At 44.8% G+C, this 24,308-nt stretch carries 16 protein-coding genes; all 16 read right to left on the reverse strand.

Going from position 1 to position 24,308, the window contains the following annotated elements; translation table 11 throughout:
• Positions 1-94 precede the first annotated feature (94 nt).
• The 16 genes from ACQ5BJ_RS07335 to ACQ5BJ_RS07410 all read right to left on the reverse strand — a co-directional run bounded on the left by ACQ5BJ_RS07335 (position 95) and on the right by ACQ5BJ_RS07410 (position 23,805).
• Positions 95-1,909, reverse strand: a complete 1,815-nt coding sequence (locus tag ACQ5BJ_RS07335; protein WP_430113389.1) for a DUF2264 domain-containing protein — start codon at positions 1,907-1,909, stop codon at positions 95-97.
• 140 nt (positions 1,910-2,049) lie between these two features.
• Positions 2,050-2,856 carry a gluconate 5-dehydrogenase gene (locus tag ACQ5BJ_RS07340; protein ID WP_005546205.1) on the reverse strand — a complete coding sequence of 269 codons (807 nt, stop codon included), beginning with the start codon at positions 2,854-2,856 and terminating at the stop codon, positions 2,050-2,052.
• A 41-nt stretch (positions 2,857-2,897) separates the two neighbouring features.
• Positions 2,898-3,728 carry a 5-dehydro-4-deoxy-D-glucuronate isomerase gene (gene kduI, locus ACQ5BJ_RS07345; RefSeq protein ID WP_085981362.1) on the reverse strand — a complete coding sequence of 277 codons (831 nt, stop codon included), beginning with the start codon at positions 3,726-3,728 and terminating at the stop codon, positions 2,898-2,900.
• A 211-nt stretch (positions 3,729-3,939) separates the two neighbouring features.
• Complete coding sequence (locus ACQ5BJ_RS07350; RefSeq protein WP_430109360.1) at positions 3,940-6,372, reverse strand: glycoside hydrolase family 95 protein; 2,433 nt, start codon at positions 6,370-6,372, stop codon at positions 3,940-3,942.
• A 287-nt stretch (positions 6,373-6,659) separates the two neighbouring features.
• Positions 6,660-7,325, reverse strand: coding sequence for a bifunctional 2-keto-4-hydroxyglutarate aldolase/2-keto-3-deoxy-6-phosphogluconate aldolase (locus ACQ5BJ_RS07355; protein ID WP_005546198.1), 666 nt, complete (start codon positions 7,323-7,325; stop codon positions 6,660-6,662).
• A gap of 61 nt (positions 7,326-7,386) precedes the next feature.
• Positions 7,387-8,349, reverse strand: a complete 963-nt coding sequence (locus tag ACQ5BJ_RS07360; RefSeq protein WP_430109363.1) for a sugar kinase — start codon at positions 8,347-8,349, stop codon at positions 7,387-7,389.
• On the reverse strand, positions 8,346-9,860 hold the full coding sequence (locus ACQ5BJ_RS07365; RefSeq protein WP_268619880.1) for an alpha-L-fucosidase: 1,515 nt from the start codon (positions 9,858-9,860) through the stop codon (positions 8,346-8,348). Before ACQ5BJ_RS07365 ends, ACQ5BJ_RS07360 begins: the two co-directional genes overlap by 4 nt.
• 298 nt (positions 9,861-10,158) lie before the next feature.
• A complete protein-coding gene (locus tag ACQ5BJ_RS07370; protein WP_430109366.1) occupies positions 10,159-14,529 on the reverse strand; it encodes a polysaccharide lyase family 8 super-sandwich domain-containing protein in 4,371 nt (1,456 codons plus the stop codon).
• Between the two features lie 132 nt (positions 14,530-14,661).
• Positions 14,662-16,032, reverse strand: a complete 1,371-nt coding sequence (locus ACQ5BJ_RS07375) for an ABC transporter substrate-binding protein (protein ID WP_005546191.1) — start codon at positions 16,030-16,032, stop codon at positions 14,662-14,664.
• Between the two features lie 188 nt (positions 16,033-16,220).
• A complete protein-coding gene (locus ACQ5BJ_RS07380) occupies positions 16,221-17,057 on the reverse strand; it encodes a carbohydrate ABC transporter permease (RefSeq protein ID WP_005546189.1) in 837 nt (278 codons plus the stop codon).
• 17 nt (positions 17,058-17,074) lie between these two features.
• Positions 17,075-18,022, reverse strand: coding sequence for a carbohydrate ABC transporter permease (locus tag ACQ5BJ_RS07385; protein WP_005546188.1), 948 nt, complete (start codon positions 18,020-18,022; stop codon positions 17,075-17,077).
• A 299-nt stretch (positions 18,023-18,321) separates the two neighbouring features.
• Positions 18,322-19,923, reverse strand: coding sequence for a basic secretory protein-like protein (locus tag ACQ5BJ_RS07390; RefSeq protein WP_430109370.1), 1,602 nt, complete (start codon positions 19,921-19,923; stop codon positions 18,322-18,324).
• A gap of 38 nt (positions 19,924-19,961) precedes the next feature.
• Positions 19,962-21,341 (reverse strand): alpha/beta hydrolase family protein, encoded by a 1,380-nt coding sequence (locus tag ACQ5BJ_RS07395; RefSeq protein ID WP_430109373.1) that lies wholly within the window; start codon positions 21,339-21,341, stop codon positions 19,962-19,964.
• A gap of 191 nt (positions 21,342-21,532) precedes the next feature.
• A complete protein-coding gene (locus ACQ5BJ_RS07400) occupies positions 21,533-22,084 on the reverse strand; it encodes a TetR/AcrR family transcriptional regulator (RefSeq protein WP_005546183.1) in 552 nt (183 codons plus the stop codon).
• A 176-nt stretch (positions 22,085-22,260) separates the two neighbouring features.
• Positions 22,261-23,364, reverse strand: a complete 1,104-nt coding sequence (locus ACQ5BJ_RS07405) for an aminopeptidase (RefSeq protein WP_005546181.1) — start codon at positions 23,362-23,364, stop codon at positions 22,261-22,263.
• 51 nt (positions 23,365-23,415) lie between these two features.
• Positions 23,416-23,805 carry an Asp23/Gls24 family envelope stress response protein gene (locus ACQ5BJ_RS07410; RefSeq protein WP_005546179.1) on the reverse strand — a complete coding sequence of 130 codons (390 nt, stop codon included), beginning with the start codon at positions 23,803-23,805 and terminating at the stop codon, positions 23,416-23,418.
• Positions 23,806-24,308: the final 503 nt, after the last annotated feature.

The raw sequence follows: 24,308 nt of genomic DNA on the forward strand, positions 1-24,308 counted from the left end.
TATCTTATGATAGCGGATACATTCCGCAGAATGTACGCCTTTATTTGTGTGAAATGTGAACAATTTTGACTTTTTGGTTGTATTCGCTTTCTATCTATTTCACCTTAACCGTTATCGTTTGCTCGTTATAGTGCACAATTACGCGATCTGCTGTCAGCTTCACCTCAGGCAACTGCGACTCGCAGCCAGCAGGCACTCCTGCCATCACACTTACTAACAAATGTGTCCCTGGCTGAAGTTCAGCACGCAGTGCAGGCATCAATGTACGCTCATAGAACACATTGGTGTTAGGCTCGGTGCGAATCATCTCCGCTTGTGTGAATCCTGTAACCGCCTTGGCGGTGGTAGTACCGGCAGGCGAATCGTAACTCGCCCAGCTTGTCTCGACTACGGTTGTGTCGTCACTGCTAACTGTGGCGAACGGCGCTGAGAAACTGGCATCATAGGCAATTAAGGCGCGGCTCGTTTCCAACTCGTGAATGCGTACATGGCTGTCGCCGCAAGGGACAATCGTACTGCGAATCGCAACTCCGACTTGCGGCTTCCAGTTATGTACAAGTCGATCTTCATGCAGCTCATAGCTCGTATCGAGCGGCTTATCACGAAAATGTACGCCATCCTCACTTACAGCAAGTACACTATCAAAAGCACCTTCATAGTAGTAATAATTACTGCGCGGCACACTAAAGCCAAACACAGTCGAGTAGGCAAATTTAGAATACTTGGCGCAAGCATGGTTCTGATAGCCAATAAATTGACCTACCGGATACATAAGCACATGTCGCGAATGATGCGTATGTTCAATCATCGCCTTCATGCTCGGCAGCGACAGTCGGCCTGGTGATACCTCTTGCTCTACTTCCTCTGCCTGCCAATAAGGATGGCCATCGGGAACAGCAAGCAATAAGAAACTTTTGAATGCCCAATACGGGGAACCCGCACCGTTATAGCCCTCGCCCATCACCAAGTTCTGATAGCGATAGCCTACGCTTAGGACGCCATCTGGCGTAAAAATAGGATGACTCATCCAGCTTCGCATATTGCGCGCATACAAACCTTTAATGACGCCCCATGGCAGCGCTTCAACATCGGCCAGCACAAGCGCGCTCCAGAAGCTTGCTTGCGCAAAGCGATACGCTAGACTGCGACCGAAAGGAACCGCCTCTCCCTTGCTATCGAACCAATACTGATAGCTGCGCGCAAAAAGTATAGCCCGCTCTTTCAACCTATCTGCCCGCTCCGGATCTTCATCCGCCATAAACGTAGCATAGATTAAACTATAATAATGGAACGCCCATGGGATGTAATAATCAAACTGCTGATCCACACCGTCAAAATACCAGCCATCGCCAACATAGCATGACTCAATCAGGGCAAAATCCTCTTCGATCTTCTCCTGAGAATACTTCATACCAAGCCGCTTCAGTGCCACATTCACTAAGATGCGAAAGAAGTGCCAGTTATTCGGCGCCAAACGGCTTCCATTAATTTGCCATAACCAGTCCGCCAAATGCTGCTGTTCTGTCTTCGAAAGTGTATCCCAAGTTTTGTGCGGTGCAAGCAGCAATGTAGTAGCGATAGATGCCATCTCGACCAGCAGTTGATCGCCATCCATCGTCTTGCCATAATAATGCTCGCTGTGCGGGTTGCATCCCTCCGCTAGTCCACGCATCCATTGATGCTGAAGCTGCTCGTCATCATAATGAACGAGGAAAGGCCCCAATCCCCACAGGATTCTTAAGAATCCTTCGGCATCTCTGCGATTCTCGGTATAGACCGTGCCGTGGCTTCCTAATGCTAAGTGTCCAGGCTGTTCTGCTGCCCGCGACCTTAGCGGCTGCACTAGCGTCAACAGGGCTTCCGCTACATCATCACGATGATTCCACTGCATGCTACGTATTTTCTCCATCACGATTATTCACGCTTCCTTCAACAGTTTTCACAGCACAACAAACCTCATAGCTCACATCGTACACATCAGATAAATTACAAAGACTAACAGCAACGTACTCCTGTTAGTCTCTATATTTTCATCTTACTATTCGTAAATTAAGGCTGCTTCCCAATATAGGCAAGGATTCCACCGTCAACATATAAAACATGTCCATTGACAAAGTCACTAGCTGGTGAAGCCAAGAATACTGCAGGACCTGCTAAATCTTCCGTTTCTCCCCAACGCTCTGCAGGTGTCTTCGCAATAATAAAGGAATCAAACGGATGACGGCTGCCATCAGCTTGAAGTTCACGCAACGGCGCTGTTTGCGGCGTAGCAATGTAGCCTGGTCCGATACCATTACATTGGATATTATATTTGCCATACTCAGAAGCGATATTGCGGGTTAGCATCTTGAGGCCGCCTTTGGCAGCAGCATAAGCAGACACCGTTTCCCGTCCTAATTCACTCATCATCGAGCAAATATTAATAATTTTACCGCCGCCTTTTTTAATCATTCCTGGAATAACCGCTTTGGAAACAATAAATGGTCCGTTCAAGTCAATATCAATGACTTCACGGAACTCTTCCGCAGTCATTTCTATCATTGGAATCCGCTTAATAATGCCAGCATTGTTGACAAGAATATCAATGACTCCAACTTCCGCTTCAATCTGTTGCACCATCGCTTGTACACCTGACTCGTCGGTCACGTCGCATACATATCCGTGTGCCTCAATGCCGATTTCCTTATAAGCAGCAATACCGCGCTCTACTCCTTCTTGCTTACGGTCATTAAATACAATTGTTGCACCCGCACGCGCCATAGCGCTTGCCAATTCAAATCCGATCCCGTACACTGCACCTGTTACGAGAGCGACTTTACCATCAAGGCGAAAACGATCTACCGAAAATTGTGACATTTTAATACTCCCTTCTCTATATACCATATCTATTCATCTATCTACTTTAGATCGTCCATAGCGACCATATCCATATCGGTGTATGTGATATTCTCGCCGCACATTGCCCAAATAAACGTATAGTTGCTAGTGCCAACGCCAGTGTGAATGGACCAGCTTGGACTGATAACCGCTTGCTCATTGCCGACTACGAGATGCTTCGTCTCATCAGGTTTGCCCATGAAATGAAATACCTTGTTGTCACTTTCCAAATCGAAGTATACATACGCTTCCATGCGTCGCTCATGCGTGTGGCATGGCATCGTATTCCAAGCGTTTCCTTCTTCTAGGTGCGTATAGCCCATTTGCAACTGGCATGACTGACACACATTCGGATGAATGTACTGATAAATTTTGCGCTTATTCATTGTGTTATCAGCACCTGTCTCCATTGGCTTAATGTTATCAATCGAAATACGCACATTCGGATATTTGTGATGAGCCGGGCTAGAAGCAATATAAAATTTCGCTGGATTGCTTGCATCTGCACTAGCAAACAGCACTTCTTTCGTTTCTTTTCCGATATAATAGCCATCCTGATTGCTCATCGATTCACGTACACCGTCAATCGTTATAAACCCAGGACCACCGATATTAATGATACCTAGTTCGCGACGCTCTAGAAAATACTCCACACCCAAATCTTTACTAAGCTTAATCTCCAACGGCTCTTTCGTAGGTGTTACGCCACCAAAGATCAAACGGTCATTATGCGAGTAAGTCAAGCGAATTTCACCGGGAACAAACACCTGCTCCACTAAAAACTCCTTGCGCAATTCTTCTGTTGTCATGCGTGCGATCGATTGTGGCGCATACGCGTAGCGTGTCTCCATAGTTTGCATATTTTCTAGTTCCTCCCGATTTCATAGACTTGGATTCATCACAATGAACAATGATGATCATTCGATATTGAACCTACAACCATCATAGTAAATGCTCCCAGCAATAGTAAGTCAATTATTTTGCTCGATTGTGAACAATTTTGACCTTTTTGCCTATTTGACTTTTATATTTCCTTTTTTTGTGTATTAACTCAAGCGCAGCCTACGCTAAGCTTACTGTAACCGTAGCTCCAAGCGGGATATCCAACTGATACGTATGTGGCGCAGGCTGTGTTACGGCCACTGCCATTGATGGCTTACCAGTTTCAAAAGCAAGCGGAACCGTGCTATAAATAACACAAGGCTTACCAAGCGCAGACGTTATCTGCGCCTGCTGCAGCTTGCCTGCCTGCCAAGCCATATCAATGGTAAATCCACCGCGGGCACGCAAGCCAGTAACATGACCCTGCCGCCACGCAAGCGGAAGAGCCGGCAGTAACCGGATTTCATCCCCGTGTGATTGCAATAGCATCTCTTGCATCGCTGCTGCTCCACCAAAGTTGGCATCAATTTGGAATGGAGGATGGTCACCGAACAAGTTCGGATGTACCGCTTTGCTTAATAGATTGCGCAAACTCAGATGTGCCTGATCTCCTTCTTCCAGCCTTGACCAGAAGTTAGCAATCCACGCTTGACTCCAGCCCGTATGTCCTCCGCCATGGGCTAGGCGCCGCTGCAGCGTGAACTTAGCAGCTTGTCCAAGTTCAGGACTGCGATGGGGAATGATCTGTTCTCCTGGATGCAAAGCGAATAGATGAGAAATATGGCGATGCCCCAGCTCTACTTCCTCATAATCAACTGCCCACTCCATAATTTGTCCATGGCGGCCGATTTGCGGCTGTGGCAGCTTACTGCGCACTTGCTGCCACTGTGCCAGTAAATCTTTGTCCTCATGGAACCCCTGTTTCAAATGCCCTTCCTCATCCAGTTGCAACAGCTCGCCAGCACGGATACATGCTGTAAACAACGCATACAAAATTTGCGAGTCCATCGACGGACCATAGCATAGCGCCCCGACTTCCCCCTGTTCACTGCGATACGAGTTCTCTGGTGATAGTGATGGTACGGTCACCAGCTGTCCTGATGGCAACTCCAATAAGAAGTCTAAGAAAAATAACGCCGCTTCTTTCAACACGGGATACGCACGTTCGCGCAAAAACGAAAGTGAGCCGTTATAACAATAGTGCTCCCACATATGCAGCGCAATCCATGCGCCACCCATTGGCCACATGTTAGCGCTCACATATTCACCGTAAATGCCTGTATCCGCCCACAGATTGCTGCTCGTATGAGCAACAAATCCACGTGCACCATAAATATTGCGCGCGGTTTGGCGTCCATTAATGACTAAGCGTTCAATAAAATCAAATAGCGGCATGTGACATTCGGCTAAATTCCCCGTCTCGGCAAGCCAGTAGTTCATTTGCAAGTTAATATTAAGATGATAGTCCGATTCCCATGGCGGAGTAAAACTATCGTTCCAAATCCCTTGCAAGTTAGCTGGCAGCGTTCCCGGTCTGGAGCTGGCAAGCAGCAAATAACGCCCGTACTGATAAAACAGAGCCTCCAGCCCATTATCAGTTGCACCTTGCCGGTAGCGTTCTAACCGCTGCGACGTGGACAAGCATTGCTGTCCAGGAACCTGCTGCTGTGGCTCAGTTCTTTCTCCTTCCTCCGCTTCCAAATCCAACGTCACACGGTTAAACAGCGGCTTATAATCATCCAAGTGCCGCTGCTTCAATGTCTCATATGGCACTTTTACTGCCTGTATCGCTTGTTGACAAGCAACAGCATAAGCATCCGCACAGCGAAATGAAGTCTGCGCTGCTACAATAAGCGTGACTGCACGAGCTTGGCGAATATCAACATAATTGCCCGCCGTCTGACACTGTCCGCCCTCAACTACTGCCTGCAACACAACAGCATAACGTACGCCATCTGCTCCTAATTGTCCTTGCATGGCAATACCCTGTCCATCATCTGTCTGAACCATTTCACCGGTGAATGGTCGGCGATCGAATTTAGCTGCAAAGGTTAAGCCTGCTTCATCGGTCGTTGTCATCCGGATTACCAGCACCTGATCAGCAGCACTAGAAAATATCTCGCGGCTGTACTGAATTGCCTCTTTCTGAGCTTCACCAGTTGCCTGAGTTGCCGTTCTGCCTTCCTTATCTTGCCGTCCCACTTCATAATTTACCTGAACCAAAGCATGATCCAAATCTAACTTACGGCAATATTGATTGATTGTATGAACTTCTATATTCGGTTCAAAATCCAAGAACAAGTTGCCTAATGTCTGATAAGGGTTGAAATATTGTGGCACGTTCGTCATATGCTTCAACACTAACTTTTCTGCCTTGCGCACGTTACCCTGCAGCAACAAGTTTTTAATATCCGGCAACGCCGCTTGCGCAGCTCTGTTGTCGTTATCCCTTGCACCACCATACCAAATCGAATCTTCATTCAATTGAATTTGATCGCGCTGTATCCCACCATATACAACGCCCCCTAAGCGCCCGTTACCGATTGGAAATGCTTCCGTCCATTTGCTGGCCGCTGTTCGCTCAAGCAAATAATAGTTGTTTATATGATTCATTAAGCTACCCTCATTTCTGTAAAGAATCTGTGTAATAGCTCGTATCCTATCCTGAATATCGTACTTCGCACCATTATATCGACATCCTGCCTATAAATAGATGCACGATTATGACCATGTATGTGTCGTTTATTGACATATCATAGGCTTCAGTTGCGTACATCATGATCAATTTAAATCATATATCAACCTATACTCGTCACTCTATTTCCTGGTCTGGCTGCACAAAAAAATCGGACGATTCATTCATCCTGACTCGTCCGATCTGCGTATATCATTTCGAATATTTATATTCCTTTTGCCTGACGATAGGCATTTACATATGCAGCAGCTCTCTTCCGAATCAACGAGAAATCTTTGTTCTTTACGGCTTCATTCGTCAAATCGGAGCCGATCCCTACCGCTACCGCTCCGGCTTTCACCCAATCACCAAGGTTGTCCAGCGACACACCGCCAGTCGGCATAATGTTAGCCTGCGGCAATGGGCCTTTGATCGCCTTGATTACAGAAGGCTCATACAGGTTGCCTGGGAACAGCTTAACGATATCGGCTCCAAGCTCAATTGCTTCATTAATTTCCTTGATGGTCATTGTGCCTGGCATAACCGGTACGCGATATCGGTTACACATGGTTACGGTCTCAGCGCTTAGGAAAGGAGACACTACGAATTGGGCGCCGCTAAGAATCGCCGCGCGTGCCGTTTCAGCATCCAGCACGGTGCCTACGCCAATAATCGCATAAGTAGATTCATCCGACGAATCCCATTTATATTTTTGAGCTAGTTTTTCAATCGCTTTCAACGCAAGCGGAACTGTCATCGTAATCTCTATCACTTTAATTCCGCCGCGTATCGCTTCCTCGGCCATTGCAACAACTTCTTCTGCCGTCTCTCCGCGAAGTACGGCAACGACACCTTCCTGTACAATCTTCTGAGTAATCTGCATTTTCTTCATATTGTTCTCCTCCCCATTTATCGAATGTCGTTTCTATTAATAGTTCTCAATGAAACACATCTTACCGCTCAACATGCATCTTACCGGCAAGCAATCGCTCGATTTGTGATCCGTTAGGGAGACCTTCCCAATCACCAACCGTCTGGATTACCTGCGAGCCAATTAAATTACCGAGACGAACCGCTTCCTCAAGGCTATATGCCCGCAGTAAACCAGCTAGAAATCCGGCGCAGAATCCATCTCCAGCTCCTACCGTATCGACTACATGATCAACCTTATAGTAAGGAACCGCTGACAGTTTGCCGTTCTCCAGAATATAGGTTTTGTCCTCGCCACCTTTAATAATACTTACAGCGGACATCTCACCGAGCTTGGCAACGATCTCATCTATCGATTCCGTCTCATACAGCAATTTCAATTCATCTAATCCCGGCAAGAAATAATCTGCTTTTCGCGCCAATGGCAACAGAACCTTTTGGGCTGCTTTTACATCCCATAGCTTTAAACGCAAATTCGGATCGAAGCTCACTTTGACTCCGTGCTGCTTCGCAATATCCATAGCTGCTGCCGCCGTCTCTGCGCAGGATGTACTTAACGCAGGTGTAATCCCGGTGATATGCAAAATCTTTGCTCCAGCAATGTATTCCTCATCCAAATGCTCAGGAGTCATTTTACTAGCCGCGGACAGCTTGCGGTAATAATAAACAGAACTTCTTCCACCCGCATTCTCTCGAATCATTAGTCCGGTTGGAGCTTCATCTGTGAATGAAACGCGTGTAACATCTACGCCTTCTCCCCGAACCATCTTATAAATCCGCTGCCCGAACGGATCATCTCCAAGCCGGCCGCACCAGCCTACGGAATGTCCAAGCCTTGACAACCCGATCGCTACATTCGTCTCCGCTCCACCAAAGGATGGCGTCAAATTCGATGTGTATTCAAGACCTTTTCCTCCCTCGGCGATCAATAAGGCCATACTTTCCCCGAAGGTGACCACTTCCGGATGAGCATTTCGATTATTCATTCACATTCACCACCCTGAACCTGACTATTGTACACTTCGAATGTGGACAAGTTTGGCCACCAGCGCGAGCCAGTGATCTGAAGACGCAATCGACTGCTGCGAACAGCTGGAAAATGGCATATTCGCTTATGACCGATAATGGTACCCTCCAGTATTGGCTGCCACGTCCCTCTGCCTGCAGTTGTATCCGTGCTTGCCTCTGTCGTTGCAGCAGCATCGACTTGCCAATACTCTAAGCGGAAACTCTCAATTCTCTGCGTATAGCGATACTCCTGCAGTACGATATGGTCGAACGTCTGCACTGTTCCTAAATCGACAGTGATACTCGCCACCTCTGTACCTTGCTCAGGAGCCCAATACGTATCTCGATTGCCATCCAATACATTGGCCGCTTCATGTCCAGCCATCGCTTCACTAGCCGCAGCAACTGCATCGCGCGCCACATTCGTCTCAAACGTATTGCGAATCCAAGCCCCGAGCTCCTCTAACCGCTGCACATCATTCTCGTGGAGCAGACCGCGCGTATCGGCAGGAATATTAAGCAAGAGCGTAGCATTTCCTCCGACCGAACCATAGTACACATTCCGCAGCTCATCAAGCGACTTGACTTGATCATCTTGACTCGCATGATAGAACCATCCCGGACGAATCGACGTATCCACTTCCGCTGGATACCAGACAAGCTCCGATACATTGGCGATAATGTCGCGGCTGCCCAAGTCTTCATCTTCTGAAGTGAAACGCTTGGCGAATTCAGCATTATCTTCCTGCTGTGAGTTTTCCTGAATTCTCTCCTTATCCTGCAGCTCCGCAGGCACTACGCTCCACTCCGACTTGCGACAATGCCCCGCCTCATTGCCACACCAGCGCACATCCGGTCCACAAACCGAAATACTCGCATTTGGCTGCAATTCACGAATCAGTGCATAATAGCCATTCCAATCATAAACTTGTCGCTTGCCGTTAGGACCTTCACCACAAGCCCCATCGAACCATACACAAAAGATTTCCCCATACCCTGTCAACAATTCTCGCAGTTGATTGGTAAAGTACTCATTATAAGCTGGCGAATCCCCATAACAGGCCTCATGACGATCCCAAGGCGATAAATAAATCCCAAACTTCAACCCGCCTTCACGACAAGCATCAGCCACCTCACGAACAACATCACCCTTGCCATCTTTCCACGGGCTATTCTTCACCGAATGCTCGGTATACTCGCTCGGCCACAAACAAAACCCATCGTGATGCTTACAAGTTAGTATCAGGCCTTTCATCCCTGCAGCCTTACAAGCGCGCACCCACTGTCGTGCATCCAACTGTGTCGGATTAAAAATATCCGGCTGCTCCTGCCCACTGCCCCATTCCTGATCCGTGAACGTATTTACTGTAAAATGTACAAAAGCATAAAACTCCATCTCTTGAATTGCCAACTGCCGTTCCGATGGCCGCACCAACGCTGCCGCTTTAACTTGCTCTGGTCTTATAACTCCACTGCTGTAAATAACCATTGACCCCCCCCCTCATTTTCTCTAAGCAACATATTGAAAGATATAAAAAAGATATAATAAGTATCTATATAGAAATTAAAAACCGAACTTAGGCTAATAATAGCAAATCAAAGATAGGTAGAAACACGCATTATTTTTTTATAAATATGCAATATTTTGACCTTAACAACGAAAGCCAAGATCCTTAAAATCGGATCTTGGCTTTTTTTGTTTCTTTTAACCTTTACTAACTCTTCATTGGAAGCAACTTGTTTATGGTGATGATCATCTAGTACTTACCTACAAAAGTCAGCATCTCTTATTTCAAATCATTTAACATGCCTAGAATCAAAGTAACTGCTTCAGCTCTGGTTGTAGAAGCATTAGGATTGAATTTACCATCTCCATATCCTTTAATCAGGCCTGCTTCTTCTGCAGTTGCTACATAAGGCTTAGCCCATGCTGGCACTTGATCTGCATCTGTAAACGTCAGAGTTGCATTTGGATGTACTTCAAGACCCCGTGCACGAACAATCATAACAACGAGCTCACTTCTGGTGATTTCTTTATTCGCACGGAATGTACCATTTTCATAGCCTGAAATATATCCCGCTTTAGCAAGTGCTTGAATGAATGGCTGTGCCCATACTGGAGTTTGACTTTGATCCGCAAAACCAAATGCTGTATTCACTTTCTCCAACTTCAGCGCTCTAGCTAACATGGCTGAAATCTCACCGCGAGTGATCGACCTATTCGGCCTGAAGGTTCCATCCTCATAGCCACTTACAAAACCAAGTTCAACTGATTTTTCAATGGAAGCCTTAGCCCAATGATCTGCGATATCAGACAAATCTACTTTAGGAGTTTCTGGATCAGTAGGTTCTATTGGATCAGTTGGTTCAGGTGTTGGTGTTGGATCCGGTATTGGTGTTGTCGGGCCCGGTGATGGCGTCGATCCGCCACCCGAAGAGTCAGCTTCAGTCCTTACCGTTACACGCAGACCATCGCTCCATTTTTCAGTTGAATCGCCTGCTTTAACCTCAAAGATATAACTCTTGTTTGGTGAAAGACCACTGACTGTATAGCTCGTGATAGTACCTGGTAATTGAATGTATTCTATACCATCCTTGTAAATCTTATAGCTTATTACACCCGTATCATCCGTTGCTGCTGTCCATGAAAGCAATAGACTCGATTTACCAACACTTGAAGCTAATAATTGTGCACCCGTCGGCCATGTAGGCGAGGTATTGTCTACCGGTGTAGTATCTTTGTACGTTGCTGTTACTTTAACTGCTTCATCTGGCATGATGAACGCATACATGTTGGTGTTTGTTGAATCTTGGGTTAACGTCAAGCTTGTTGGCGTAACGATCCACTTGTCGAACGATTTACCCACAGGTGTATCCAGAGTTACCGTTACGGTCTCACCTTTCTTCGCAGTCTGTTTATCTGCTGTTGCCCCTTCCGCCGTTACGGTGTAGCTCTTTCCGAGATCAAATGTTGCCGTGTACGTCTTGCCAAGCGATCCCGAAGTGTTGACTTCAATGCTGACTCCATCCTGTATCGGTGTAACTTTCATCCCCGTATCTGCAGTTAGCAATGTCAAGTTCGGTTGATGGACTTCAATCGTCACTGTGTTCTGCTTTTGCGTTGGATCGGATATCGCAATTGTCATTTCACCGCCGTCTTCTTTCATGATGACAGCAGCAGCGGATTTAACATGGATGCTTCCCACAGTATCCGCACTCCAGAAGTTCGCCGCGGTGATGCCAAGCGGCTTATTGCTAACAGCCTGTACGGTTGATGTATTGCTCAGCACTTCAACTGTCGGTTGTTCACTATAAGCTTGTGTTTGTGCCGTTGTCTTACCCGGAAGCAACACATATTCGTAACTAGCTGCTTGTGGATTATTCCCATGATCAAAGGCAATGCTGGCATAGTTGCGCGTCAACTTATCTTGCGATTGACCGTTGTTAATATCATACCAAGAGCCTGTTCTCGCCTCGCGTACGACATGGAGTGTGGGTGCAGTTGGGAAATAATAGCCCATATCCGCACCAGAACCTGCACCATTGCCCGCCAAGTGCGCCCAGTTTACATCGTTAATATCTGCTGCATAATCCAATGCTGCAGGCACCTGTACACCGTTAATCACAAAGGCGTTATCACCGCTGCTATTCAACTTGCGATTATCAACAATCGTTTCTACCGTTTTTGTAGCGGCTGATGTTTTACGAATATCCGTACCAAGGGCTACAATTTCATCATCGAACATAAACCATGATTTCTTACCACTTAAATCACTGCCCGTTACTTTCGTCAATGAGAAATCCATGCCGCTTGCGCTATATAAATGATCTAGTGTTGCACCGCCAACATGACTTTTCGTATTGTAATAGTACGCCCATTCGCCCGGCATCTTTCCTTCGCCAGAACCGTCTGTCGTCGTGCCTGGCAAGCGGAAACTATTAACCGTTGCCCAAAATCCATCGCGATATTGCAATAAGTCTTCGTTATAGATATAGGTCATGCCAAGACCGGTATCCCAACCTTTCACATTTTCTTTATTGCCCATTTCAAAGGCAGAAATGCGGTCTGAGAACATGCTTAGCCCAAAAGCGTAGTTCGGACGATGATGCGCAACACGGGCCATTCCGTTGAACATATAACTGCGCGACAGCTCACCGCGAGGTGCAACGGTATCATCATTCATCACTTTCTTCAGCAACATCACACTATAAATTGGCAAGCCTTTATAATAATCATCAAAGGTTGTATCCTTGCTCACCCATTCCTTAACCATACTGCGAATAGTAGCACTAATCTGTGGCGGTGCACCCTCTGCTAAACTTGCTAAGGCTACAATCGTACTGCGAGCCGTACCCGAATCTCTTCTGGAGATCCCCCGCCCGTTAACCATATCCATGTACAGCCCTTTGTAAATAACCGGTTCGAATGTATCACTTACCCACTTGTAAATGTTAGCCACACGCGGGTCAGTCACAGGCCATGGTGAAGTGTTGAGCAAATAAGTGATGTCCGCCGTGCGGCTGAGCCAAACTGCACCATAACCAGCAGTGTAAGCGATATTCGCATGCTGCACCAGTGAGCCATCTTCGTAAACACCATCACCTTTCGTGACATAGGTGAATTCGGAACCAATCGAATCCCGTCCTTGCGTAATTTTAGCGCTATTTTTACCAATTACGCCGCGCAATGTTACGACAAGCGCTTTGTCCAGCAAATTGCCGCCAGTCTCGATCACGGAGCTATTTTGCACCCGCATTGTTGGGTTAGGACAATATTTATCAATTGTCCGCATAAAATTGCCTATTTGCTGATCATTCAACTCATCATACATAAGGATCAAACAATCATTTAACAGTTGCGGTGCACCGATTTCAAATCCCCACCAGCTGCTGGCGCTACTGTAGGATAAACGCTCATTATAACGCTTAGCGTACATCCAATCCAAGGCACCTATAATGGCATCCCGCAACTGCGAATCATGGTAATAATTGGAATACTTTGTATTGTAAGCGTTTGCCATTATTTTGATACGAGTAAACTCGCTAACGATGTTGTTAGCATGCTGTACCTTCGTGTCAGCGTTATCGACAAGATCTGACCATAAGTATCTGCGGCTGCCATCATTAGCACTAAGCGTATCAAGATACCCCGTCTGAGCGGCATTGGATACGCTATTGTCCATCTCTGCTACTAATGCTAGAATAGCGGGATCAGAAGCGAGGTTATCGTCTACAACTCCTACTAACTTCTGCTTCCAGCGTTCACGCAATTGGTTGTAGGCAGCTGCTGTTTCTGTGGAGTCTACACCAATGGTACTTTGTGCCTTTATCATCTGGTCATCTGTTGCAACAGTGATTGTTGCGACACCCGCTGCAACTGCTGTTACATTGCCATCTTGATCAACAGTAGCTACGTTCTCATCGCTAGTACTCCATATTACTTTGGGAGATGGCAGGTTATTTGGAGTGATGGTTAATGTAAGCGGTTTCACATCTCCAACCGTCATCGTCGTTGCCGTCGGTTCAAGCGTTAACCCCGTAATGCCGTCATATTCCTCCAGCCGAATGTTATCAAACCACACTTTGCCGGTGCAATTTTCTAAAAACAATTCAACAAAAAATTTGGCACCACCGGCTGGCACTGTTATAAAAACCTGTTGCATCGTCCAATCGTTCGTACCATACACCTTCGTTGAAGTAGGTCCATCGATTAATTTTGTATTAGAAGCATTCAGCACAGAAGTACGAAAATAAGCACCGTTGCCGCCTGCAATATTTTCGGTTTTATACCACACTTGCAAACGGTACGATTTCCCAGACTCAACGGGTGCCTTAGCATTAATGGATACACGGCTTGTGCCGGAAGCATCAATCAGCATCGACTGCTGACCACTATAAGAATCATAGGTAGCGACCGTTACACTTACTGTCCTGCCAGTTGGTTTACCAGAACCTACAGGAATCCAAGTGTCCCAATTAACAGGTGCAGGGTTCGTATCCGTATATTGAGTCCAAGTACCGCTCGGCGCTACTGTTGATTCGAAATCACCATTTGGAAATAAATTATCAACATGTGATGACATCGCTATACCTGTGCTAACAGGCAAGAATGTGACAACAATCGTAACTACTAATAACAAACTTAGTATTCTTTTCATCACTCTTCACCCTTTCTCTGAGCACCATACAGAAAAGGCGTCCCTTTCCCCACTATTTACGCTTTATATAGCATGGAATATAGAGACGCCTTGTTTCAGCGGATTTCTATTTATTATGTTACTTCCTAATCGTTACTTCTTCTCTTTCTCATTAATAATCTTCGTTGCTTCGTCAACCATCCATGCTTGTACTTTGTCAATTGGCTCGTTGCTAAGCATAAATTTGCTAAAGCCATCGTCGATAACTTTTGTTAAATCTGCACTCGAAATGGTAAGCACCTTGGAAGCATCCAAATACTTAATATCGTCGCCAAACAGTGTGTACTTTAACGACTCTACATCGTACTTGTCCTTGTTTTTGCCGATCATGCGCTCCAATAGTGCTGTTTGATCAGCTTTCTTCCAGCCGGAAAACTCTTGTCTATTGGTTGAATCTGCTGTAGACATAAAGCGCATCAGCTTATATGACTCTTCCTTGTGCTTTGTAGTTGCACCCATTGCTAATTGTGAACTGCCAACAAAGTATTTACCGCCCTCATAATCTTTAGGCAAAGCATTCTTTGGAGGCAAAGGAACTGGCGCGAAAGCAGTCACAAAATCATGTGGGTACTGCTCAAGATTACCTGGATCCGGAATCGTGAAACTGCCTGACATGATCATCGCTGCACTACCGCCGAAAAATTCACTGCGATAATTAAGCTTAGATGCTAGCACATCCGCATATGGTTTCGCTGACTTATCAACACTCTCCATATCTTTGCGCAGTTGGAAGAAATATGGATAGGTTGGGTCAGACAGAATTGTACTGCCATCGTCATAACGGAACGGATCTTTCATTACCGTTTGCGCTGGGGCATTCATATACAACTCCCATGTATGGAAGTAGGTTCCATATCGTTTGTCTACGCCTTCGCCTTTTGTTAGCTTCTTCGCATAGTCACGATAGTCATCCCATGTCCAGCCGAATTTAGGAACTGGCAGTCCCGCTTCATCCAACGCATTCTTATTGAGCATTACATAGGTATAACCTGATGTATATGGCATCCCGTAATATTTGCCGTCTACTTGCGGATTTACATAATACTCATCTTCCGCTTTTAAACCTTCTTTATCATAAAATTCATTGAGTGGCGTAAATGCACTGCGAACTGCTCTTTCAACGACCGCTGATGTACTTGGTAATTGAACGACGTCAACTTCATCCCCTGACGAAATAAGGAAGTCTAATTTCTTCAACATCTCCAATGAATTACCTGGAACGAGCACGACATGCTCCACTTTAATACCGGGGTTAGCTGCTTCAAACTCACGCAGCATTGCGTCTGTCCCCTCTTGTTGAGCCTCATTATCCCAGTTATAGTACTTAAGGGTCACTTCCTTCTTCTCCGTACCGTTCGATTGTGCGGATTCGTCAGCTTTGTTTCCACAAGCGCTTGTAAACATCATTAGTGCTAGCAGTAGACATGTTGACAGAAGAAAATAACGTTTACTTTTACTTGCCATGTGCAACTTCCCCCTAAAATGAATGATAGAATTGTTTTAATCAAGGCCATTGTTAGCGCTTACAGACAGTATATATCGTTTAATACTTGCTTGCGTGTATAATTTTGTGCTTGTACGATAACGATTTTGACCTCTTTGAAGACTCTAAACTAAAAGATGCCTACGGATTTACCACGAGTCTGATTTGCTTACCCCTTCACACCACCAAGAGCAATCCCACTGATAACTTGTTTCTGCAAAACAATAAACACAATCAGCAGAGGAATAATCGCCGACACTGACGCCATCATCATAATCGCATCGTTGGTCGTATAATCATCCCTAAACAATGTCATGCCTAGCGGAACGGTATACAATGATTTCGTTTGCAAGAAGATTAACGGATTTTGGTAATCATTCCACGACCAGATGAACTTAATAATCGCCACCGTCGCTATCACAGGTTGACAGAGCGGAAGCATAATTGAAGTGAAGGAACGCAGGTGCCCTGCACCATCAATTTTAGCAGCTTCCAAAATATCATCACTCACTCCGGCCATAAATTGACGCAACAAAAATGTAAAATAAATCGAAAACATACCCATCAATATTAGCGCTCCATGGGTGTCATATAGTCCTAGCCAACGAATCAGCATGAAGCGAGGAATGAGCGTCGCTTGATCAGGAATAATCATCATGGCTAGCAGCATGGCAAATACGAGGTTTCTGCCGCGAAATTGTAGTTTCGTAAATGAATAAGCTGCCATCGTTGATATAAGTAGCGAAAGTATAGTAACGATAATCGCCACTTTAATGGAGTTTACATAAATTTGACCAAACGGTACCCTTTGCATCCATACTGCCTTAAAGTTATTGATAAAGTTGGTTGCGGATGGAATCCATTCAATCGGGAAGCGCATCACATCTTTTTCAAATTTAAACGCTGACGATACCATCCATAATAATGGAAAGATGAAAAATATGGACAATGCTCCCATTAACACGGTAGCGATAATTTTAGAAATCTTATTACGTAAGGTTAGCATCATATTCTCCCTTTCTATTAAAATGATTCTTCTTGACGCATCTTCCACGTTGCCGCTGTTATCAGACCAATAATCGCAAATAACAGCCAAGATATTGCAGATGCATAGCCCATATTGTAGTTGACAAAGCCTTCTTGATAAATACGGAATACAATGACCGTTGATGAATTATCAGGTCCGCCTTCGGTCAAGTACGAAATAATATCGAACACTTTAAATGAACCAATTAGCATCGTAATAAGCAAGAAGAACGTCGTTGGACGGAGCAGCGGAATCGTGATATTGAAAAACTTCTTCAACCCTGTCGCCCCATCAATTTCTGCCGCTTCATATAATTCTTCGGAAATATTGGACAGTCCCGCCATATAAATAATAATCGTATAACCGAGCCCTGCCCACGCACTAATTATGGCGACCGCGATGAGTGATGTTTTCGGATCAACGAGCCATTTCGGAGGATTCGATATACCAAGATCCATTAGAAATTGATTGATTGGGCCTAGCGATGGGTGGAACAAAATGCTCCACACTGCTGCCACAGCAATAATCGAAGAAATATAAGGTATGAAGAATACGACTTTAAAGTAATCCTTAAAGTAGACTTTACTATGAATAACGACCGCTAGCACAAGCGCAATCGCAATCGGAATTGGAACGGTTAACACCGTATACACTAAGTTGTTGTATAATGCCTTCCAAATGGTCGGGTCTTGAAATAGATGAATGTAGTTTTGCAAACCGGCAAATTTAATACCTGATACCCCAGACAGTAAATCCCAATCCGTAAAACTTAAATACAACGAAAACCCAAGGGCAAATACATTAAGCATCAACATGCCCACAATTTCAGGCAGTAAAAACAGCCAACCAACTAATGCTTCCTTTCTCCGTGGCGACCAAAATTTTTTCACTCCGCTCTCCGCCTGCTGTTTTGGAAGCTGATAACTTGATTTTGTCTCTTCCACTTTTTATGTCACCTCAGCTTATAATTTGTTGACTTCATCATAAGCGGCAGACAAGGGAGAACAAAGGATGGATTATGACCTTGTGTGGGTAAAATTTTGACCTTTATCGTGTAAGGAAACATGCAACCGAGGTGACTACTATTGAGCATCATTGAGATGAAGGGTTAGATGGGTTAAGCCGGAGATGGAGAGTGCTGGATCACTCAAATTGGGGAAGAAATGTAATGTAAACAGAAAAGCGCCCCCTACTTTTCCATGTAAGGGCCGCCTATCACCTCTTTTGCAACTGAAATACCCAATCAATGATTAGAAAGTGATTGTTGATATTGAGACCATAGGGTATTCACGTCTATGCCAGTAATCGATTGAAATTGACTTTCTTTCCACAATTGAATTTGCTGCTCATTCATGCCATAAGGAATTCTTTCCGCATTTAAAGCACGAATGAACCCGCGATGTTTCGTATCTTCAATCCAGCGAATGAAGTTCGCTGTTCCATTGCTAGACCAAGTTCCACCTGGGCTGATACCATAACGATTATGATAACCCGTATCGTAACGCAAGCTATCAGCTACTGCTTCCACATCAAAGTCGCTATATTGATAAGCATGACCCAATTCGTGGTAAAGGATTCCAATAATTTCATCTCGTAATGAGTTGTTGGGATTATTAGCTGCGAAGCTTGCGAGATACTGAGAACTGATACCTAGCGTTTTTAACTCATTGTCTCCTGACATCCAGGCAACTCCAGGGGTGTCTACGATTTCCACTAGAATTTTCTTTACTCTAACCGGCATTTCTGCCGGACTCTTGTATAAAATTTCATTTAATTTACGCAAGATCGTCAAAATTTCTTGCTGGGCATTGGGTAGCGCTTGATCGAATAAACTGTAGCCCGCAAGATTCTGAACTTCGATGATCGGGTTCTCGGTATGCCACATGTCATTCGTGCGCGAAAATTCAACTTCGCTTACTTGCAGAGCGTAGCCGCTATGATTTTGGATATTGTTGAGCCTATAGTATTGATAGGCATTTGTATTGTTATTCAATAAGTAATGTTTACGTTGATGACGAAGCTTGAAGTTCTCATCGCTTTTCGTGTCTAAATCCGTCCAGTTGGTAGAATCATTGGATCCCTGCAGTACCCAGCTTCTCGGATCAGCATCGGGACTATTGTTGTACGATTTAGCCGACGTAAGCGCGTAACCATCGATCATAACCTGTTCGCCAAAGTCGAACTGCAACCATGCCGTATTGTTCCAAGTTAGCCACTTAGTATTGCTTGATCCGTCAACCAGATTCGACTTGATATCGTCTGGCGCATTTTCTCCGCTGGCAGTAACCGTAGGCTTGATCGTGCTGAAAGTCTGCACATCATCACCGAATAGCTTAATTTCGGACAACTGCAGCATCCCGCCGTCATCGTACTGATTAGCAAAGTTATCAAACTTTACAAATTTGTAAGCAGCCGTATTGGCAAATGAATAGGTTTTCGTTTGATGTCGGGAGGTGAAGCTTTGATTCTGCTGTGTATCCAGATCATCCCAGACAATCCCGTCATTGGATCCTTTTAACACCCAGCTTTTTGGATCTCTCCCCGGCTCATCATCCGCGGTTGTAATGGAGTACGAGTTAACGATCTTGGCACTCGTGAATTCATATTGCAGCCATGCTGGAGTATTGAATGTTAACCACTTCGAAAAAATATACTGATCGAACGCTTTTTCCTTGCCTTCATGCGACCCATTTTCACCACTTGCGGTTACCGTCCCGTCTACAGCTAAATTGATCGGCAGGATGGTCGGAGTCGACTCGGCTGCAATAGCAACCGGAATATGTACATTGCTGCTAAAACCTAATCCTATTGCGGCCGCTAAGATAAGTACTCCTGTTTTTTTCATGTTTGTCCTCTCCTTTTTTTGATTATTTCCCCTACCTTTCAGTTCACTTTAAAATTAACTTCCGGGTATTTTGCGGCCAACCTTTCTAGTGCTGAGCTGTCGCCTGTCTGTTTCACATAAAGGTCAAAAAAAGCGAGGCTAAACTCGTTGATAATACGATGAACGTACCGCGGATCTTCGCCTGGGCTTCGCAATAAAGGTGAAATCAGATGAAAATCAGTGAAGCTCGTATGATCCGTGTGAGGAACGACCATCGACATGCCACCACCGGCAAGCGCACGCTCGTTGCGGTTGTTGATTACCTTGATATCTTCAAGTGGATCATCGATTATCCCTGCACTCATGAGCAGAATCGGTTTGCCGATTCCCGTATCTGGCACATTCGACCCATACAACAGACCATCCATATTAATAGCTGCTTGGATGCGGGTGTCTTCCACAAGCATTTGCGCAGCGGTAGCGCCACCATAAGAATGGCCGAACATTCCGATTCGAGAGGTGTCGATCCTTCCCGTAAAGCGGTCGTCTATATCGCCTCGGTTAAGCTTCTCCACTTGATCTAGTACAAAAGCGGTATCTTCCCGCCATAATTTGATATGGCGATCTCTTTCAGCAAGTTCAGTTAGATTAGCAGACTGAAAATATGCGGTTCGACCGTCTGGATAGACGGTAGCCGCAGCGTCATAGGCATGATCGATACATAAGACGATATAACCTTGACTTGCTAACTCTTCGACTTGAAACGTATTTTGATTGCGAAAACCGTTCAACCCATGGGAGAAGATCAATACGGGATAACGACTCTCCGCGTCTGAGAGCCGGGCTTCCGTGAACGCATTCGATTTCACCACATTCAGATGGCCTAGTACGAATGCCGGGAGGGACAAATCTGCTTCCAGTCCCTTTACAACCTCATGCGCATTGCGGATAAAGGGATCGCGATTCCCCTCGCCTTTATCACCTGCAGGATAATACATCTGTACCATTAGCTCGCGCCGGTCATTCGGATCTTTTGTAAAAAGTTCCTCCCGCTGATTATCAACCCAATGATACAGCGTTGTGCCGACCATAAATGGGCCGGTCGGTTTATGAAATAAAGATACAGGCATGAGTGCAGGCATCGCGACCGCTACAGACAAATAGATGACAAGCAACAATGTACGAACCGTGAACGTAATTCTATTTTTGGGCCTCTCTTTGCTCCTAGCCAATAGATAACATACTGTCAATATAGCTGGGGACAAATAAGCCGGAATCATCTGCCAACGAAAACCTTCAGCGATAAGCTGTACGATAAGAACACCATATGCAACCGTCAAGGCGGTGACAGACCACCGTTTTGCCTTCCATCCTGCAAATAGAGTCCATCCCAGAAGGACGAAATTAACAAAGATCAAACTGATTTCCCAAAATCCCATCGGATTCTCCCACCTTTCTTCATTTCCACCCAAGTACTATAAGTACTATAAGTACTATATTATTATTTTGAGTACAAACGTTATCATATAGCATAAATTTGCTCTAAATGAATCCACGAAAACAAGAAAGCTGAGAAGAACGGCAACCTGTAAGCATTGTTTTTCTCAGCTCTAACGAATGGGCGCTTCGTTCACTTCCTAATTCCATTCAATATGATATCTACCATCATGGAAAGAGATTCTTGCACCGTAATTTGGCTGGAAGCTAAATTGCGCTGATCGAAAATCGATTTCATTAAGAAATTGAGGGTTTGGATCAGTGTTGGGATATGCATCGGACGAAAATCACCATTATGGATGCCTTCTTCAATGAGGCTAGTAATGATATCCCACTCATCATTAATGGCTTGCTCCATTTCCCTCCACCGTTCGGGGTAGTACCGCCGAAGTTCGACCAGTAAGCGTACATAGCTGTTCTGAAAATCATGAGGGACAATCAAGAGTATCCCTTTTAATTTTTCAGATATGGTCAAATTCGTATCTTGGATCACTTCTCGAAAACGTCTTTCCGTTTCTTCGTTAACTTGCTGAACCACATAACCTATAAGTTCGTCCTTGGACGGGAAATGCTCGTACAGCGTGCTTTTGCTTACACCTAATTCGCGCGCCAAATCATTCATTGTAAACTTGATTCCTTTTTCATGAAATAGCGCGATAGCAGTTTTGGCAATCCGTTCTTTCATCCTTAGTTCACCTCAAACCAAGAGTAGTACCCATAGATCCATTTATAGTACTTCAGGTACTAGAAAAGTGTAACTCTTTATCTCCTTGGGGTCAAACTCTGCAACCAAGTTAGCCCTGTTCAATCACATTCAGCCATTTGTGCCTTCAGCGGAGGAACGATCACCCACCGTTTGAACTACTTTAGATTTTCGGGGTTTAGCTTTTCCAGTTCTGGAATCACGAAACGTCCGTCTTTTCGAATCAGTCGATCATCAAACCAAATCTCTCCACCGCCATACTCTGAGCGTTGGATCATCACCATGTCCCAGTGGATTGCTGACTCATTCCCATTTGATGCATTATCATAGCATCGCCCCGGTGTGAAATGAAAGCTGCCATCGATTTTTTCATCGAACAGAATATCCTGCATTGGTTCCCTGATGGCTGGATTTACCCCAATTGCAAACTCCCCTATGTAACGTGCACCTTCATCCGCATCTAAGATATTGTTTAGCCGCTCGGTGTTATTTGCTGTCGCATGAATGATCTTCCCATCTTTAAACTCCAGTCGGACATTTTCGAATGTAAATCCCTGATAAGGTGATGGGATGTTAAACGTGATAACTCCATTCACAGAGTTACGAACCGGAGCAGTATACACTTCTCCATCCGGAATATTGTTATCACCGGCACACGATATCGCCGGAATACCTTTGATCGAAAAAGTAAGCTCCGTACCTGGCCCTTGGATTTTAACGCGGTCTGTCTTCTCCATCAATTCGATCAAAGGTTCCATTGCACGTGCCATTTTGGCATAGTCCACCGCGCAAACATCAAAGTAGAAGTTTTCAAATGCTTCTGTACTCATATTAGCCAGCTGAGCCATAGAAGGAGTCGGATAACGGAGATAGATCCATTTGGATGTAAACACCTCCATCATAGCGGGCTGGTATAATGAAGAAAACAGATTCATTTTGTCATCGGGTACATCTGACATCTCGTTGATCTGCCCACCGTCGACAACAATACAAGCTTGCATTTTTTCAATCTGATATTTTTCAATTTCAGCCCAGGTCTTAAACTGTTCTTCAGTCCCCTCTAATAAAAGCTGGCGTCGTACAGCGTTTTCGCGCAGATTTACGAATGGGTGCCCACCTGCTTTATGCACGGCTTTCACAAGTTCTTTTGTCAAAGATGTGTCGATTCCAGTTGAATCTATTAATACATTGTCTCCCTTTTGCACTTTTGTAGAATAGTTTACAAGCATATTAGCTAAATTTGTGAGTCGCGGATCCAACATATAGTTACACCTCACCTATTGTTTTTATCCATTAATATTGCATATCAGTGTCTATTTGCTAATTCGTTGAATTTCCTTCAACTCCTCATCTTTGAAAGAGACTTCCTCTACCTTTACATGAATCTCTACAACGCTAAGTCCAGTCATATTTTGAACTGCATCGCGGATGTTTACCTGCAATTGGTGACACACTTCATGAATTTTCATACCGTACACAACAATAACTCGCAAGTCTATAGCAGCTTCAACTTCACCTACCTTGACAGACACCCCCTTTTGCAAGTTCTTGCCACTCAACATCTTTACCCAATCATCCGACAGTCCGCCTGACATAGCAGCAATTCCTGGAGTTTCAAGCGCAGCTAGACCAGCGATTGTGGCGACGACATCATCGGATATCAGAATGTTACCTCCATGTTTGTTCAATTGTTTCTCAGCCATGGTCATCTTCCTTTCTGTCTCTCCAAGTTAGATAGTAATCTATCGTTGAACGTGAAATTGAATACTGGACGCAAAATGGTTCCTCACGTCGATCATCAGCCCAAATGATATAGCGTCATACCGACTATAAAAAAATTCCATCATCAATGTCATCCCGATAGGTAAGAAACAAATCATAGTTACTGCCATTCATTTTCTCCTCTGCTTATCCCCCACGTACCTAGAGTACCAATTTAGTATTTTCAGTACTCATATTGTTATAATACCATAAAATAACTCTAAGTCAACTCTTCAAAAACTCCGGAAGCAACTCCTATTTTCTATGTAAAAAAGCTGCAAGTATGAGGCCTAACCCCCCTTGTATGTTCGTAAAATAATGTCTCAATGAAAATGATAATTTATGATTTTTCGCTAATTTTCCTTACATATTTGTTCATTGACAAAAGTTCACGGTCTGCTTCGCTAAAAAGTTTCTTACTCATGTCATCCCTTCCGTGCTTACT

The sequence above is a fragment of the Paenibacillus sp. B1-35 genome (assembly GCF_050474385.1).
GTDB classification, from domain to species: Bacteria; Bacillota; Bacilli; order Paenibacillales; family Paenibacillaceae; genus Paenibacillus_B; species Paenibacillus_B alvei.

Excerpts from the sequence above, each read along its gene's own strand:
- ACQ5BJ_RS07335 (WP_430113389.1), bottom strand. The coding sequence starts at position 1,909 with ATGGAGAAAATACGTAGCATGCAGTGGAATCATCGTGATGATGTAGCG.
- ACQ5BJ_RS07360 (WP_430109363.1), bottom strand. The coding sequence starts at position 8,349 with ATGAATAATCGAAATGCTCATCCGGAAGTGGTCACCTTCGGGGAAAGT.
- ACQ5BJ_RS07370 (WP_430109366.1), bottom strand. The coding sequence starts at position 14,529 with ATGAAAAGAATACTAAGTTTGTTATTAGTAGTTACGATTGTTGTCACA.
- ACQ5BJ_RS07390 (WP_430109370.1), bottom strand. The coding sequence starts at position 19,923 with ATGAAAAAAACAGGAGTACTTATCTTAGCGGCCGCAATAGGATTAGGT.
- ACQ5BJ_RS07400 (WP_005546183.1), bottom strand. The coding sequence starts at position 22,084 with ATGAAAGAACGGATTGCCAAAACTGCTATCGCGCTATTTCATGAAAAA.
- ACQ5BJ_RS07350 (WP_430109360.1), bottom strand. The coding sequence starts at position 6,372 with ATGAATCATATAAACAACTATTATTTGCTTGAGCGAACAGCGGCCAGC.
- ACQ5BJ_RS07405 (WP_005546181.1), bottom strand. The coding sequence starts at position 23,364 with ATGTTGGATCCGCGACTCACAAATTTAGCTAATATGCTTGTAAACTAT.
- ACQ5BJ_RS07375 (WP_005546191.1), bottom strand. The coding sequence starts at position 16,032 with ATGGCAAGTAAAAGTAAACGTTATTTTCTTCTGTCAACATGTCTACTG.
- ACQ5BJ_RS07355 (WP_005546198.1), bottom strand. The coding sequence starts at position 7,325 with ATGAAGAAAATGCAGATTACTCAGAAGATTGTACAGGAAGGTGTCGTT.
- ACQ5BJ_RS07395 (WP_430109373.1), bottom strand. The coding sequence starts at position 21,341 with ATGGGATTTTGGGAAATCAGTTTGATCTTTGTTAATTTCGTCCTTCTG.
- ACQ5BJ_RS07340 (WP_005546205.1), bottom strand. The coding sequence starts at position 2,856 with ATGTCACAATTTTCGGTAGATCGTTTTCGCCTTGATGGTAAAGTCGCT.
- ACQ5BJ_RS07365 (WP_268619880.1), bottom strand. The coding sequence starts at position 9,860 with ATGGTTATTTACAGCAGTGGAGTTATAAGACCAGAGCAAGTTAAAGCG.
- ACQ5BJ_RS07410 (WP_005546179.1), bottom strand. The coding sequence starts at position 23,805 with ATGGCTGAGAAACAATTGAACAAACATGGAGGTAACATTCTGATATCC.
- ACQ5BJ_RS07380 (WP_005546189.1), bottom strand. The coding sequence starts at position 17,057 with ATGCTAACCTTACGTAATAAGATTTCTAAAATTATCGCTACCGTGTTA.
- kduI (WP_085981362.1), bottom strand. The coding sequence starts at position 3,728 with ATGGAGACACGCTACGCGTATGCGCCACAATCGATCGCACGCATGACA.